Below are 15,392 nucleotides of genomic sequence, written 5' to 3' on the forward strand. Positions count from 1 at the left end.
GGACAACTGAAGTGGCTTCAACAGATCAATCAGTTGCTTTTCCCTACCCCGCCACGCTTTATAAGTAGCAGCCCACGGAGATAGTAGCAGTTCAAGTAGTATAGATGTGCTTGTTGCTTACCTCTCTGCCGGGGTGCTAGAACAGCACGGAAACCTGCATGCGGCCCGTGTGCACTACGCTCAGGCCATTAGCTTTACGTCCGTCGTAGGCTAGTGTAATATTGAGGCCGTTACTGAGCCGCTGCTCCATGTTGAGGTTCCAGGTGAAGTTGCTACCTGGGCGGAGCGCGTTCAGAATTTCCAAACCCACGAGCGAGGATTCATCGCCCGCGTCGCCATCAAACACCACGCGTACGTAGCGCGTCGTGGCGGAGAGGGTACGCTTACCTACTTGGCTCAGGCGGGTTTCTAGTCCCAGCTCATCGAAAGTACTGCGGATATTGAGGTACTCCCCCTCCTGGGTGTTCTGCTTAGATGTGCGCAAATACGTACCCGTAAGTCGCAGAGCCTGCGTAGGCTGGTAGCTGATTTCGGGCGCTACCTCGTACTGTAGCAACCGAAAGTTGCGGGTATAAAGGGTGTCAAGGTAGTCGGTGATGTTTTGGCGGATGCTGCGTGTTAGTGTCAGGCGGCCCGTGAACGACTGCGCTAGGGTACGCCGAAGTAGCAGGCTCTGGCTGGCCACGTTGCGCGTATCGGAGCCTTGGCTGAGTAGCACCTTCTGCTGAGCTTGCTGCACGGTGAATTCCGACCCAAAAATTGGATTGGATCGGTTGAAGTAAAGCGTATTACGCAGCAGCTTATTTAAGCTGAGTAGTTGCGGATCATTCGTCTGAAATGCAAACGGGTTTAGGCGCGACGACAGGCTTTTATCAGTGGTTTTGCGGTCTAAAGTAATGGTACTCACGGCCGAAAAGCGCCCAACGAAACCCCGTACCCCGGGCAGTTCCCGCCAGCCGCGCGGTGCATTGGTGGTAAGGCGGTAGCTGAATCGGTTGGTGAAGGCCAGGATATACTCGTCTGTGGGCAGGTACACCTTGATGTGGGTGCGGTACTGGGCATCCACCGTCTGAGCTTCAAAGAATTCTTCCTTATCCTGGCGACCGTTGCGGTTGGCATCACCACCGTAGTAGTGCGTGCCCTGGCCGTTAGGCACTACCAGAAAGGAATAGTCGCGCCGCAGTTCCCGGCCGGTAGCTACTGCATAGCTCAACTCCGAGCGCACCATGTTCTGAAACAGCGTCGCGTTCCAGTCAATTTTGCTTAGTACGGTTCGTTGGCGGGCGCTGTCGCGCGCACTTAAGTCGCGATAGGTAGCCAGAATTGCCAAGTCCTGATTGCGCCCAATGTGCGTGGCTAACGTACCCTGCCAGGTTTGAGCGCGACCCCGCTCCTGCAAGTCCCGCAGGTCAGTAGTGGGTGTTTGGTCGCGGCGGTAGGTATAGTCTACTCGGAAACGGGTACGGGCGGAGTCCCGGCTTTGCACAAATAGGGCGTGCTCATCAAAATAGTTGGCTGAGGTCAGCGAGTCACCACTGGGAAGGGCTACGCGGTTTTTATCGAACCGGTAGGCGTAGCCGGGTACCACGGGGCCACCCACGTAACGCCCGGTGGCTTCGCCCCGCGCCCAGCTAGAATGGCGGCGCCCTACTTCCGAGTTGAGCAGAAATAAACTACCGCGTAGCTGCACGTTGCCGGTTTGGTGGGCTACATCTACCCAGTGCTGCAGGCCGCTTACTTCTCCTGCCCGGTAGCGCCGACTTACCCGGTAGCCCAGCGAGTTGTTGGCGTCTTTCACGGCGCCCACCGCGAAATTCAGAATATTATCCTCCCGAGCCCGCTCGGCGGTTACGTTAGTAGGCGTGCTGCTCGTGCTCCAGTTGCGGTCAAACTCAATGTCGCGGTACCGGTCAATGGGCGCAAAGCGGTGGCTGGTATACTCGTAATCGAGCGTGCTCCGCAACTTGTACTGCCGCAGCCCCGGTAAGTTGATGGCCCGATCTTGCACGGTATAGCCCACCCGCATTGCCCGGCCTTCGGCTGACTCTGCGGAAAACCGGTTCAAGTCGAGGTTGGAGGACGCCAAATCCAGAAAGACGCTTGTGTTGGCATCTAGCTGATAGTTTGCGCCTACCGTCACGAGCTGCTTTTGAATGGGCGTAGGAAGCACCCGCACCGGAGCGTAATTGCCCAAACCGGCCCCTACAAAGTCGTACACTCGTCCGTTGGCGTTGGCATTTAGTGTACTGAGCACGTAGCTACCCTGGTTGACGCCTACTTCTGTGAAGCGCACCGTGTATACCTGGCGTAATGAATCGGGCGGGTACGTAAATACTTCTACTAGCTGCCCATTCACGGTGCGCTCTTCCCGGTTATACTGCACCTGCCGCCGGTCGTACTCGGCAACAGTAGCACCATCTGTCACGGCTCGGCTCACGTTGTCGCCGATGGTCCGCAGCAGGGCCTTATCATCGTCCGTCAGCGTGAGGTTGGGCGAGTTGTCTGGGTTATCGGCCTCCCGGTAGAAATTCGCGTGGACCTGCAATCGGCCAATCTGCTGGTAGTGGCTCGCCTGAAACAACGAACGCGCATAGTTAAAGTCAGAGTATTCGAAGTCAATTCGAATGCGAGAATTGCGCGTTATCAAATGCTGAGGCGAAAATGTGACCTCCGCCTGATTGTAGTCGATGGTATAGTCGTAGTTGAAGCCTCGCACCATCAGCCGGCCATCAAGATACACCCGCTCGGAGTTGGCCAATACAATGATAAACTGCTCGCCATTGGGTCCTCGAAGGCGGTACGGGCCCTGCACGTTTTCCAACGGGGTTACTTCAATACTAGCAAACTTTCCCTTGGCCACGCCGGCTGCCGCAGTGGTTGTGGCAAACATGGGCCCGCTGAGTAAGCCCCGCACCCCTGGGCCCGGGGTTGCAGGGCGGGGCGCACCCGTAGCGGCACCAGCAGTAGTTACCGTTTGGCTACGCTCCTCCGGGGTAGTACCCGCCTGCCCCCCAACCCCTGGCGGCGTAGGCACCGTCGGGGGACTGGTAGCAAAAGTGCCAGTGCTAGTACCACTCGCCAAGGAATAAGGTAGTAGCTGCGAATTACTGATGCCCGGCCCAATGGCGCCGCCCCCAAATCCGCCCGTAGGTAATTTTCCAAAGTTGGCTTCCAGGGCTGCGCCCTGAATGTTCTTGTAAAACTTCAGAAAGTAATCGGGTTTGTTGCGGAGTACTACGTCGCCAGCGGTCAGGCTCCAGCGCGGATGGGTAAGTGTGATATAGATGCGGTCAAACTCCTGCAGTTGTTGCGTATTGCCCTCCGGCTGAAAGGGCACGTTCTGGTCGGAAATAGCCGCAGTGAGGGTAATCTGGTCTGTGAGACGACCTTCCAGTTGCAGGTTAAGAGAGGAGTTGACGAATACATTCTGCGCGTTGCCGAACGACACCCCACGCGACAGGTTTCCGGTTTTGTTGATGCCGGGCGTACTCAGAATCTGCTCTTTTACCGCAAAATCTTCCGTCCCAAATACGCGTTGCCGGAAATCTAGGCTGTCCATCTGGGTGCGGGCCCGCAGGTAGCGAGCCGCCGACAATTGTACTGGCAGCACCCGGTAGCAGACCAGCACGGAGTCGGGGCCGCTTGTTAGCAGTAAATCGGGTTGGCCGGGCTCAGGCGATGGGAAACGAGTAGCCGGCCGCACGTAGCGGTACTGGTTGGTACGGGCGTTGTAACTCAACGCCCGTCCCTCCTGGCTCACTGAGGCGGGAACAATGGTGAGGGTGTCGCGCAAAGTGAAATCTACCGTATCGCGCCCGGCAGGCAGCCGTACCCATACGCACCGCCTAGTATTGGGCGGCTGGTTAGGTTGCTGCGCTCGTACCATTCCTACGCAGCCCAGCCATACTACCAGCAGCCCCCAAAAGCGCAGGAAATAGTGCGGAAAGCTGCTAATCATGCAGTGGCATTACGACGCGAAATGTGGCGGCTACACAACGATAAACTCCACTGAATTCGTGCCAGGTAGCCTCTATTGATTGGCCGTAGCTCAGCATATACCTACGAGCAGGATAAATAGCAGATGAGTAGATGATCGGTTTCCTCTGATACCTAGCCAGCCAGTGGCAGTTCAATGCAAAACAGGGTTCCTTGCTCCTCTTCCGTTTCAAACCAAATACGCCCGCCGGCACTTTCGATACCCCGGCGTGCTACTGCTAAACCAATACCAGACCCCTTCTCCTTTGTGGTAAAATTAGGGACGAATACCTTGTCTCGAACCTCCGCCGGAATCCCCGTGCCATTGTCCTGAATACAGATTCGAATACGACTAGCATCGCACGTCGCCAGCTTCACCTCAATGACGGGCTGGCGGGTAGAGGGCACGGCTTGCAGGGCATTTATAAGCAAGTTGTTGAAGGTTCTCACTAATAAGTTTTCATCCGCAAATACCACGTAGCGCCCCGTGTCAGCGTCCTCGGGCAGCTCCAAACCAATAGTGGCTTGGCTACTACCTTGGTGGAGGCCTACGCAGCGGCGTATAACGGGCACGACATCCAGCCGCTCAGGCCGCATTGCAGGCAGGTTGGTAAATGTGCTGAATGAGGTAGCAATGTCAGATAGCACGTCAATCTGAGTGATGAGCGTCTGGGAAATTCGACTGATTAGTTCCTCCGCATTCGCACGCCGCTCCTGAATGGCTTTCTGCAGGAACTGCAAGCTCAGCTTCATGGGCGTAAGCGGGTTCTTGATTTCGTGGGCCACTTGCCGCGCCATCTCGCGCCAAGCAGCTTCCTTTTCCTGCGCGGCTAGCTCCTGCTTGCTTTCCTCCAGCTTCAGCAGCATTTGGTTGTACTCACGTACGAGCAGCCCAATTTCATCCTCTGAGTCGTACACCAGCATCTCGTTCTGGCCCGTCAGGGTAGTCTGCTTCAGCTTCTCGGTAATGATTTTTAGGGGTTGTGTGAGAATGCGCGAAGCCAGGAAAGCCAACCCTAAGAATAAGATGAACATCACTGTGAAGATGTTCAGGATAGTGGAAATAAGCTCCGTCAGCTTATTATCGAGGTCTTTTTCCGAATCGAAGAAGGGAATACCAACGTACCCCAGCACCTCCCCAGGCCTTCCCGGCTGGATAGCTGCCGCACGCAGGGGCAAGTAGAGGGAATTAAACGAAAGTGTACCGGCCCGTTCCGTGAGCAGCCGACGGGGTTGCCCCTCCTCTGCTAGTGCCGCTACTGCCTGCGGGTTCATGAGGGTACTCAGCAGGCCCGACTCAAAGATGAGAGGCTGACTGCTAACGAGCAGCTCACCGTGCGAATCGTATAGATTAAGGTCGGTCTCGGTGAGCGAGGATACGTTTTCGGCAAGATCGACCAGTTCGGCTCGGTCGGCCGAGTCTGCTAGTAGGGAGCTGTTCTTCAGTAGGTTTTCCTGTACTGCCTGCCCCCGTCGTTGATAGTTGCGTAGCAAATCTCGCTTGTAGGAGTTAGTTACCTGACTGGCAGTAGCGATACTCACGATGATGAGCGGCACCAGAATACCTACATTGAGAAAGAGCTGAATCTTTGTACTGAAATTAGTCCGGAGCACCTCCACGTACCGCCCCCGCACCAACAGGTAGCCCCCAATGCCAGCCACCCAGAACACGGTATGCAGTAGAAACAGAAAGGAAAAGTTGGCTAGCCAATCGCCAAACGAGTACATGGCGGTCGTTACAACGACTACCCGACCAGCCGTGCCCTTAACGCCCAAGTGCTGAAAGCCATCCACGGAAAGACCCGTTGTGTACAGTTTAGGAAGCTGTAGTTGGGCTGGGGTAAGCTTATTGATGTAGTCAAAGTCGCCTTCGTTGTACACCAATTGCCCGTTTTCGTAGCCTGCGTAACTCAGCTCGGTGCCAAGACCAGGCTGAAAGAATTTCTGGTCAACCAACAGTTCTGGCACTACACTGTTGGCAGTTAGTTTCTTCAGGGAGAGTTCCAGTACAATGTGGCTGGTATCACCATCGGCGGAAGGTACTGGCACGAAGGCCGCATAGCGTCGGCTCACGAACGATGCGGCGCCGCTCCGAAGCAAGTAGATATTAGGATGCTCGGTAGGCACTGCCTGACGCAACAGATACTGCTGCATCTGCGCCAAATTGCCGGGCATTCCTACGGCCAAATCATTGGTTCCAAATAGCGTTATGGCTACTTCGTACTTATCGAAATACCCTCGCAAGTGGTATTTCGCCACTTTCTGCCGAATCAGGTCTTGGTTTACGAAGGGGCTAGTCAACATCACCCGTAAACCCAAGTCGTGCGACATGTCTAGAGCTCGTTCAGCCAGCAGATATTCCCCCTGCAAGTCATTATCGACCAGCAAATTGCTGGCAATGGTTTGCTTGTTGAGCAGCAGCTGTCTATCAAAGTGCTCATACAGAGCCAGCGCGCCAATACCAGAGCTTAAGCCCAGCATTAGGAAGATGAATAGGTACAGCTGATACGGTAGCACTGCCCCCGCTGACTTTAACCCAGTAAAGCGTAGTACCAGGAAAAACAGCAGCGTAATGCCCAGCAACGTACTATGCACTTCCCCAATGGCTAGACCCACCGGCAAGAACAACACGGTGCAAAGCAGCAGCAGCACCAGTCCCGTACGGCGGGTAGATGGCCGCACAATTCCCACAAATACTTGGGAAAGAATATAGAAGCCCATCAAATACCCCCCCGTATGAAGGGCTATGGCTAGTGCCAGCAGGATCTTGAAGGTACTAATCTGAATATCCTGGGTGATGTCGAGTACCAGCAGGGAATTGTTGAAGCTGCTAGAATAAAAGTCGAATAGAAGTTCTAATAAGCCATAAAACCCCAGTACTGCCACGGCCCCTAATGCTACGCGCTGCCGCCAGTCTTTTACCTGCCACACCCGACGCAGTAGCCCATACCGCCGAAACAGCAGCAAGCCGTAAATAGCCGCTATAATCAACACTATGGCGTTCAGCAGTAAGTCGCCCAGCGAGGGAGAAAGCCAGGAAGCAGCATATAAACGAGGGTCGAAGAGACGCACCTCGATAAAGGAGAAGGGCAACCCCAAGGAAAGCATTCCCGCCCGAAATGCTACCAGGGGAAGTAGCACCGCCACGACACCCTGCCACGTTTGCCCCTGCTGAAAGAAGCGCTGAGCCAGCCGCGACCAGCCTAATACATATAGGCCGAACCCGAGCAACAGGAGCCCTAATGGGAGGTAGCGGCCTGTAATAGGATCATCCTGTAGGCTTTCAATTGAAAACAAGTAGGTACCCTCTTCCGAATAGATACGCGGGCGAGCAGAGGGCGTAGTTTCTACTAGTAGGCGAACATTCAGGTTTTGAAAAAGGGCGTTGTTGGTGCCCTCCCGCAGGTAGCGGTTGCTAATGCCGTAAGTAATTTCAAGTGGTACGTACGTCAGAATCACGTAGGGCCCCGCTACTCGGCGAAGCACCAAGAACTTACCGAACTTGGTTTCTGCCAGCTTATCGTCAAACTGCTGGGTTGCATGCTCGGGCTCCGGCCGGACGGTGTGTTCTGACCAAAATAGCAAACGCTCGCCCCGGAATACGAAGACCGGATATGTAGTGCTACCCGTCAGCGTTTGAAACCGAATCTTGTTTGCAACGAGCTCCTGCGCCAAGTTATCAGCTTCGTGTTCTCCTAACAGCTCCGCATCAAGTACCGCTGTTTGCAACCGGGCTGTAGCAGTGCGTAGCATTACGAGCGGCGTCTGTGCATAGCGGTTGCTTAGGTAAGCACCCACAAAGCATAGCATGGCCAGCACCAGTAACAGGACAGGAGAAAGGCGTACGAATTTCAACGGATAAGAGAAAGCACAGGACAGACAAGCTGTCAACAAAAATGCCGCCAAAGGGCGGCATTTCCTATTTATCAACCTTTTAGCGCCGATCTACAGCGAAGGTCATGGTATTAGCGGCTGCCCGCAATTTTCTTTCTCTTGCTATTACGATACCAGAAGTACCCCACCGTGCCTATAAGCACATACGGAATCGTCATTAGGTATAGAATCCCTTTGTTGAGGCCCGTAGTATCGTAGCCGTCCTTTTCCTGACGCGAGGCCTCCACCTGTGTTTTACACATAGTGCACTGAGCCTGCACTTGCAGGGGCAAAGCACTAAGCAGCAAGCCTAGTACAAATGCAATCAATCCGGTAGTAGCAGCCTTTTTCATGGTTAAATAACACCGGCATCCCGGCAAAGTTTCCTGCTAGAAGCAGAAAGGTGAATCACGCTCTTAGGTATAATAGGGCGCAATCATGAAGTATACAATAACCCCTGTTACGGACACATATAGCCAGATGGGATACGTCCAACGGGCAATACGACGATGCTTTTGAAACTGCTCGGTAAGGGCGAAGTACAACGTAAACAATACTAACCCTACAGTTATAGCGGCCAGCACAATGTGAGTTAGTAGAATGAAGTAATACACAAACCGGATTGCTCCTTCACCACCAAACTTAGTGCTTTCTACCTGCGAGTGATACGCTACATACGACACCAAAAACAAGGAGCCTAGCAAGAAAGCTATGCCCATCATGGCCCGGTGCTTCGCCACCTCTTTGCGCCGGATGAAGTAATACCCTAACATCAGAAAGACAGCCGTTAGGGAATTTAATGCTGCATTTACGGCTGGCAACGCTTTCACTTGCGCTCCTTCAATGCGGAACACGTTTGGAAAGTAATACAGAATAGCAACTGCTATTGGAATTACTGCGCCTAGCACCGCGGCTAGTACTTTGTACTTTGTGAAATTGCCAGGGTTAGTGGCCGTATTATTCGTGGTCATAGGTGTAGAGCAACACGCCAATTTCGGTGATGAGCCGATTTATTTCCTTTTCGCTGGTTCCGTCATACATCCCTCTCACCTGCCGGTTCTTGTCTACCAGAAAGATCTTCTGGCTTTGAACTAGGCCACTACCTTCCATAGACAAACGAAACTCACGCGCAGCCAATTGATTGAGACCTGCTTGGTTGCCAGTAAGAAAAAACCACTTGCCAGCAATAGCGCCATACTGCTCCGCATAGCGAGCCAGCACTGCTATGGAGTCATGAGTTGGATCTAACGTGAAAGATGCAAGCCGTACTCTAGGTTCCTGCCGGAACTTCTCTTGTACTCGCGAAAGTTGCGCACTAACCTGCGGACAGATACCGGAGCAGGTTGTGGAAAAGAAATTAGCCACATAGAGGCCCTTATCTGCTAACTCCGCTTGAGTTATCTCTCGCCCGGCTTGAGACGGAAATCGGAAGTCACCAATTTGGTGAAAAACAGTATCGCGCTGCCACTTTCCGCTCACCTGCGTGGAGTCCACGTGGTCAGGTAGGAAGGTTGGCAGCGCGTAACGGTTTGTACCGAAGCTTTTCAGAAACAGAAAGGCCAGTACCGGAACTAGCAGAATTAGGCCCAGCAGCAACGTCTGTGCCGGCCGCATTCTTTAGTTAAGAAAGTTGTGGACGGCAGCTCCGATGGCGTTACCCTCAGTAATTAGGGCAACCAGCAGCCAGATCAGCAGCGCCATGGGAATAAGAATGGTCCAGATCAACCCTTTCGTTTCATGCTTTAAGTGCATGAATTCAGCTACGATGAAGAAAGCTTTGAAGATGGTCAGGATAATGAAGATAGCATTACGCATAGTACCCGGATCCATGAAGAACACGAACACGAATTCCAGTGCGGTAATACCAACAAGGACAAAGAACGTTTTCCAGATCCAGCCGGTGTTTGGCTTCGGAATCTCTCCTACGTGTGTATCGGCTGCAGGGGCGTGATGAGCCATATGAGTGTTGTGATGAAATTTGAAGTACAAAAGCCAACTGCTGACAATAAGAGGGGTGCCCTTATCATCAGCAGTCAGGTGTTTTTAAACGAGGTAGAAGAAGGTGAATACAAACACCCACACCAAGTCTACAAAGTGCCAGTAAAGACCAATTTTCTCCACCATTTCATAGTGCCCTCGCTTCTCGAAGGTACCGTTCGTAGTAGCAATGAAAGACCACACCAACAAGCAAACGCCGGAAAACACGTGCGTACCATGGAAACCAGTAATGAAGAAGAACAGGTCGCCAAACAGCACTGGACCGTATTGGTTCATAGCCAAGTTAGCACCGTGGAACACAGTACCATCAGCCATCTTGGTTCCTTCTTCATGGCCACCGATGAAGTGACTCCACTCCCAAGCCTGAGAGCACAAGAAGGTAGCACCAAACAAAATAGTCCACAACAGCCATTTCTGGACGTCCTTCTTATCCATCCGATGTCCTGCTTCCACAGCCAGTACCATAGTAACCGAGCTAAAGATGAGAATCATGGTCATCAGAGCCACAAATCCTAGTGGAACATCTGCGTGGCCCATTCCAGGGAAGGCGTTGAACACCTTGTCAGGAATTGGCCAGTAGTCCGAGGAGAACTTGAAGGCGCCATGGATTTTCTCATCATACGCGGCATAGCGATGACGGATAAGGCCATAAGTGGTTAGGAAGGCGGCGAACGTGAAAGCGTCCGACAGCAGGAAGAACCACATCATTAGCTTGCCGTAGCTCGCTTTGAAGGGCTCGTTTCCGCCGTCCCAGGTGCCGGTGCGCGGCTTATCCAGGGCGGAATCAGGAATCGTCTGCGTCGTGGAAATGGTGGACATAGCGTGCGGGGGTTGACGAAAATCTAGTGGTTCAAAAGTAGGAACAAATACAGGTACAACCAAAGAGCCCCAAGGAAGTGCCAGTAGATAGTGACATTACCTATTGAGAGCATTTGGCGGGAATGCACCTGATACTTAAAGCTTTTACGTAGCACCACCAGCAAAAAGATGAGGCCTGTAATCAAGTGAAAACCGTGTACGCCAGTAAGTACATACAGAAATGAGCCAGAAGGGTTAGAGTCTGTACCCCCAAAAAAGATACGGCTATCTACCAATTGCCCCCAGAGGAGCCACTGACCAACTAAAAATGCCACCCCGAAGGCCAAGGTCAAGGCCAGAGCCAAGCGAACTTGATTGAGTTCGTCCTTGCGAGCAGCAAACCAAGCCCACTGTACTGTAACAGAGCTCAGTACAATAATGAGGGATGTAATTAAGAAGCCAGCTGGCAGGTCAAACTCAAGCCAGTTACCCTCGTTGCGCCGAACGATGTAAGCACTCGTGTAAGCGGCAAAAATCATGAAGATGCTGACGATCATCAACATCAACAAGAAGCGCGTAGGGTGAATGCCCGTAGACGGCTCCTTGGTATTCAAAGTTTCAGCAGTATGCATAGGGCTGAGCGTGAAAGATGCAGGAAAAAAGTATGACTTTATAACATAACGATATGAGAGTTTGTCTCATCTCGCCCATCATAATTCCTTACTCCCAGAGGTCATTACATTTTATCAAGAACCAAAGCTATCTGCACAATTGGCAAATACAGAAACGAGCCAAACATGATGCTCATAGCAGCCTTCTTGCTGACAGTACGCATCAAGTAGAAGGTTTGCATGAGGAATAGCACACCACAGATAGCAGCTACCATCGGGTATGTTGTGCTAGTCATGCCAAAGTAAAAAGGCAACAGGCTCAGCGGAATCAACACCATGGTATAAGTCATGATTTGAATAGCCGTGCGCAAATCCTTACCGCCAGGAGTAGGGAGCATTTTGAAGCCAGCTTTTTTATAATCGTCGTCCAACACCCAGGCAATGGCCCAGAAGTGAGGAAATTGCCACATAAACTGGATTCCAAATAGAATCCACCCTTCTACGCCTAAGAACCCTGTTGCTGCCACCCACCCAATAAGTGGAGGCATGCCGCCAGGAATAGCACCTACAGCCACGCAGATGGGCGAGATAGTTTTTAGAGGAGTATAGACAAAGCCGTAGAGAATTAGCGAAAGTAGAGAAAGAGCCGCAGCCAATGGATTGAAGGAATACGTTAGCAGTCCTAACCCTACTACCCCTAACACTGCCGTGAATACCCATGCCTCACGAATACTGACTATGCCAAGCGGAATAGGTCGCTTGGCCGTACGTTTCATCAGCTTGTCTAAGTCTTTCTCGAAAATCTGATTGATAGTATTAGCTGAACCTGTTACAGCCAATCCCCCTACTAATACCAACAGGGCCCGGCTAAAGTCCAGCTCGTGGGCTCCGAGAAGGTAACCGATAGCACTTGAAAAGGCTACCGTTAGCGCCAACCGGAATTTAAGTAATTGAAAGAAAGCCCTGGCTTTAGTCATCAACTGTACAAACAAATGGCCGAGCGAAACCCTCCCGGAACGGGGCCGCAAAGTTACGCAACAACCGCCGGAGTACTAGCCTGCTGTTGCAACTTAGTAGCTCGACGGTAAGCAATAAGAGCTAGAAATTGGGAGCCGAATAGCAAGGTTGCTACCGTCAGGTGCACTGGCTGCACTATAGCTGGCAGTGCAAAATACGCGAGAGTAACGCCCGCTACTATTTCAAGTCCAATACAAGCTAACACTGCTGTAGCCAACCGATGTAGGGGTTTTGAGGGCAGCAGATAAAGCCGGTAGGCTATGTACACGTTTAGTAGCAGCAATACAGCTGAAAAGGTACGGTGTATTTTGAAAATAGAACCTAGCTGCTCTACCCATTCTGTGCGGTTTAGATAGTTAGCAGCAAATGCAACCATGTCTACTTCCTCCCGGACCTGAGTACCCAAGACAATTTGCACAAACGTAAGCAGCGCGCTTACCCACAACCATCCAACAAGTCCTGGTAGTGCCCGCACACGTTCCACTGTTCTGTACTCACGTTGTGAACGTTCTACGGCATAAATTAGCATTGCTACAATTACTAGTGCTAACCCCATATGGATAGTAACCATAACAGGCAGCAGATTAGTAGATACAACAAGGGAGCCAAGCCAGCCTTGTATTCCTGTCAATAGAAAAGATGCCAAGGCAAGCCAAAAGACCACTCTGTCACGCTTCCAATAAGGCAATGCAAACACTACTGTAAGAAACACAAAAACGCCAATAAGGGCTCCCACCAACCGGTTAACGTACTCAATCCACGTCTTCACAGGGTTGAAGTCCGTCTCGATATACTGCGTTGGATGGGCAAAAATATCACCTGCTACTTGGTGAAAGCCCATACGCTCAAGCTTGGCAGCAAGCTTCTTATTCTTTTCCACCCTTTGTGCAGTATACACCTCCTTATAGTTAGGAGGCAGTTGGCCTACTTGGGTAGGTGGTATCCATGTACCAAAGCACTTAGGCCAATCAGGACAGCCCATACCTGAGCCTGTGCTCCGGACTATCCCTCCTACCAATATTAGAACATATACCGCCACAACCGTCAGGATGCCCACAAATCGGAAGCGCAGCACAAAGCTGGGAGTTGACATATTTGCCGAGTTATTTATGTACTAGCGTTATGCTGGTCTGATTTACCTTAAAACGAGAGAGGGACCCCGGCCCGGCTTTGCCGAGGCCGGGGTCCCTCTTGAAAACAGCAAAACGGGCCGCCGTAAATACAGCGGCCCGTTTCAGAGGATTAACACTACTTATGATTATTCCATCTCACGCTCGTACGGTAAATTAGACGATTGCGTCTGAGAGTACGGTACGTGTTGAGGGATGAAATCATCAGCTGCACCTGGCTTGCTATAATCATAAGGCCAACGGTGAACAGCTGGGATAGCGCCGGGCCAGTTGCCGTGGCCCGGAACTACTGGGGTAGTCCACTCCAGCGTAGTAGAACGCCAAGGGTTTTCGCTAGCACGACGGCCCCGGAAGATGCTGTAGAAGAAGTTGAAGATGAATACAAATTGGGCGAAGAACGCCAGGATTGCAGCCACCGAAATGAACTTGTTCAGGTTAGCAAACTGGCTAAAAGTATCGAAGCCAGTCCAAGAGTAATAACGACGTGGGAAGCCAGCAATACCTACATAGTGCATGGGCAGGAATACCAGATATACACCCAAGAAAGTGAGCCAGAAGTGTACATACCCAAGCTTCTCGTCCATCATACGACCAAACATTTTCGGGAACCAGTGGTAAACACCAGCCCACAGGCCGAAGAAAGCAGAAGAGCCCATTACTAAGTGGAAGTGAGCTACCACGAAGTAAGTGTTGTGCATTTGGATGTCAAGAGCAGCGTTACCGAGTACAATACCCGTCAAACCACCAGCAATGAACAGGGACACAAAGCCAATGCTGAATAGCATTGCAGTAGTGAAGCGGATATTACCACGCCACAAAGTAGCTAGCCAGTTGAACGTTTTTACTGCGGAAGGAACTGCAATAATCAACGTCAAGAACATGAACACCGATCCTAAGAAGGGGTTCATACCTGTTACGAACATGTGGTGAGCCCACACAACGAACGATAGTAACGAGATACCTAAAAGTGACCCAATCATTGCACGATAGCCGAAAATAGGCTTACGAGCATTGGTGGCCATAATTTCCGACACCATACCCATCGCAGGCATGATAACGATATACACCTCAGGGTGACCTAGGAACCAGAACAAGTGCTGGAATAGAATTGGCGAACCACCCGTGTTCGGTAGAGCCTGGCCAGCAATGTAGATGTCAGAGAGAAAGAAGGAAGTACCGAAAGAACGGTCAAAGATTAGCAGCAAGGCAGCCGAGAACAACACAGGGAATGAAAGCAGACCTAGTACTGCGGTCAAGAAGAAAGACCAGATAGTAAGCGGCAGTTTACTCATGCTCATTCCCTGGGTACGCAGGTTGATAACAGTAGTGATATAATTAACACCACCTAGCAACTGCGATACAATGAACAGAGCCATTGACACAAGCCACATCGTCATACCCATACCTGAGCCAGGAATTGCTTGTGGCAATGCACTCAGAGGAGGATAGATTGTCCAACCTGCTGCGGCAGGACCTGTCTCCAAGAACAGAGACAAGAACATAATCACGCTCGACAGGAAGAAGAACCAATACGAAAGCATGTTCATAAAGCCCGAAGCCATATCGCGGGCGCCAATCTGTAGAGGAATTAGGAAGTTAGAGAACGTTCCTGAAAGACCAGCAGTCAGCACGAAGAACACCATGATGGTACCATGCATGGTTACCAAGGCCAAGTAGAACTCTGGATTCAGCTTACCTGCCTCAATCCATTTGCCTAAAAATGGGCTAAGCCACTCCAAAGTAGACTCTGGCCAGCCGAGTTGCAGGCGGAACAGGCTAGATAAAGTACCACCTAGGATAGCCCAAAAGATACCTGTAATCAGGAATTGCTTAGCAATAACCTTGTGGTCGGTACTGAAAATGTACTTCTGCAGAAAACTCTGCTCGTGATGCTCGTCGTGGTGCTCGTGCACGTCGTGACCAGGTTCGGTCACTCCGATGCCGCCTTGCACTTGCGCGTGAGTAGGAAGGTTAGCAGCCATGTAAGAAG

Annotated in this window: 11 protein-coding genes; all 11 read right to left on the reverse strand. The window is 51.7% G+C overall.

Going from position 1 to position 15,392, the window contains the following annotated elements; genetic code table 11:
- Nucleotides 1-136: 136 nt before the first annotated feature.
- A complete protein-coding gene (locus tag VI25_RS07360; RefSeq protein WP_045687805.1) occupies nucleotides 137-3,958 on the reverse strand; it encodes a hypothetical protein in 3,822 nt (1,273 codons plus the stop codon).
- A 152-nt stretch (nucleotides 3,959-4,110) separates the two neighbouring features.
- Nucleotides 4,111-7,830, reverse strand: coding sequence for a sensor histidine kinase (locus tag VI25_RS07365; RefSeq protein WP_143436993.1), 3,720 nt, complete (start codon nucleotides 7,828-7,830; stop codon nucleotides 4,111-4,113).
- A gap of 110 nt (nucleotides 7,831-7,940) precedes the next feature.
- Complete coding sequence (locus VI25_RS07370; protein ID WP_045687806.1) at nucleotides 7,941-8,201, reverse strand: hypothetical protein; 261 nt, start codon at nucleotides 8,199-8,201, stop codon at nucleotides 7,941-7,943.
- Between the two features lie 63 nt (nucleotides 8,202-8,264).
- Nucleotides 8,265-8,819 (reverse strand): DUF420 domain-containing protein, encoded by a 555-nt coding sequence (locus VI25_RS07375; RefSeq protein WP_045687807.1) that lies wholly within the window; start codon nucleotides 8,817-8,819, stop codon nucleotides 8,265-8,267.
- Nucleotides 8,806-9,462 carry an SCO family protein gene (locus tag VI25_RS07380; protein ID WP_045687808.1) on the reverse strand — a complete coding sequence of 219 codons (657 nt, stop codon included), beginning with the start codon at nucleotides 9,460-9,462 and terminating at the stop codon, nucleotides 8,806-8,808. The genes VI25_RS07375 and VI25_RS07380 overlap by 14 nt, the downstream gene beginning before the upstream one ends.
- Nucleotides 9,463-9,465: 3 nt before the next feature.
- Entirely contained in the window at nucleotides 9,466-9,807 is a 342-nt protein-coding gene (locus tag VI25_RS07385) for a cytochrome C oxidase subunit IV family protein (protein ID WP_045687809.1), read from the reverse strand.
- Nucleotides 9,808-9,891: 84 nt separating this feature from the next.
- Nucleotides 9,892-10,665 (reverse strand): cytochrome c oxidase subunit 3, encoded by a 774-nt coding sequence (locus VI25_RS07390; RefSeq protein WP_055562400.1) that lies wholly within the window; start codon nucleotides 10,663-10,665, stop codon nucleotides 9,892-9,894.
- A 23-nt stretch (nucleotides 10,666-10,688) separates the two neighbouring features.
- Entirely contained in the window at nucleotides 10,689-11,276 is a 588-nt protein-coding gene (locus tag VI25_RS07395; RefSeq protein ID WP_045687811.1) for a heme-copper oxidase subunit III, read from the reverse strand.
- Nucleotides 11,277-11,380: 104 nt separating this feature from the next.
- Nucleotides 11,381-12,232 (reverse strand): heme o synthase, encoded by an 852-nt coding sequence (cyoE, locus tag VI25_RS07400; protein ID WP_045687812.1) that lies wholly within the window; start codon nucleotides 12,230-12,232, stop codon nucleotides 11,381-11,383.
- A gap of 53 nt (nucleotides 12,233-12,285) precedes the next feature.
- Nucleotides 12,286-13,365 carry a COX15/CtaA family protein gene (locus tag VI25_RS07405; protein WP_045687813.1) on the reverse strand — a complete coding sequence of 360 codons (1,080 nt, stop codon included), beginning with the start codon at nucleotides 13,363-13,365 and terminating at the stop codon, nucleotides 12,286-12,288.
- 165 nt (nucleotides 13,366-13,530) lie between these two features.
- A complete protein-coding gene (locus VI25_RS07410; RefSeq protein WP_045687814.1) occupies nucleotides 13,531-15,384 on the reverse strand; it encodes a cbb3-type cytochrome c oxidase subunit I in 1,854 nt (617 codons plus the stop codon).
- Nucleotides 15,385-15,392 lie beyond the last annotated feature (8 nt).

Origin of the sequence: Hymenobacter sp. AT01-02, from assembly GCF_000961955.2 — a bacterium.
In the GTDB taxonomy this organism is placed as follows: domain Bacteria; phylum Bacteroidota; class Bacteroidia; order Cytophagales; family Hymenobacteraceae; genus Hymenobacter; species Hymenobacter mucosus.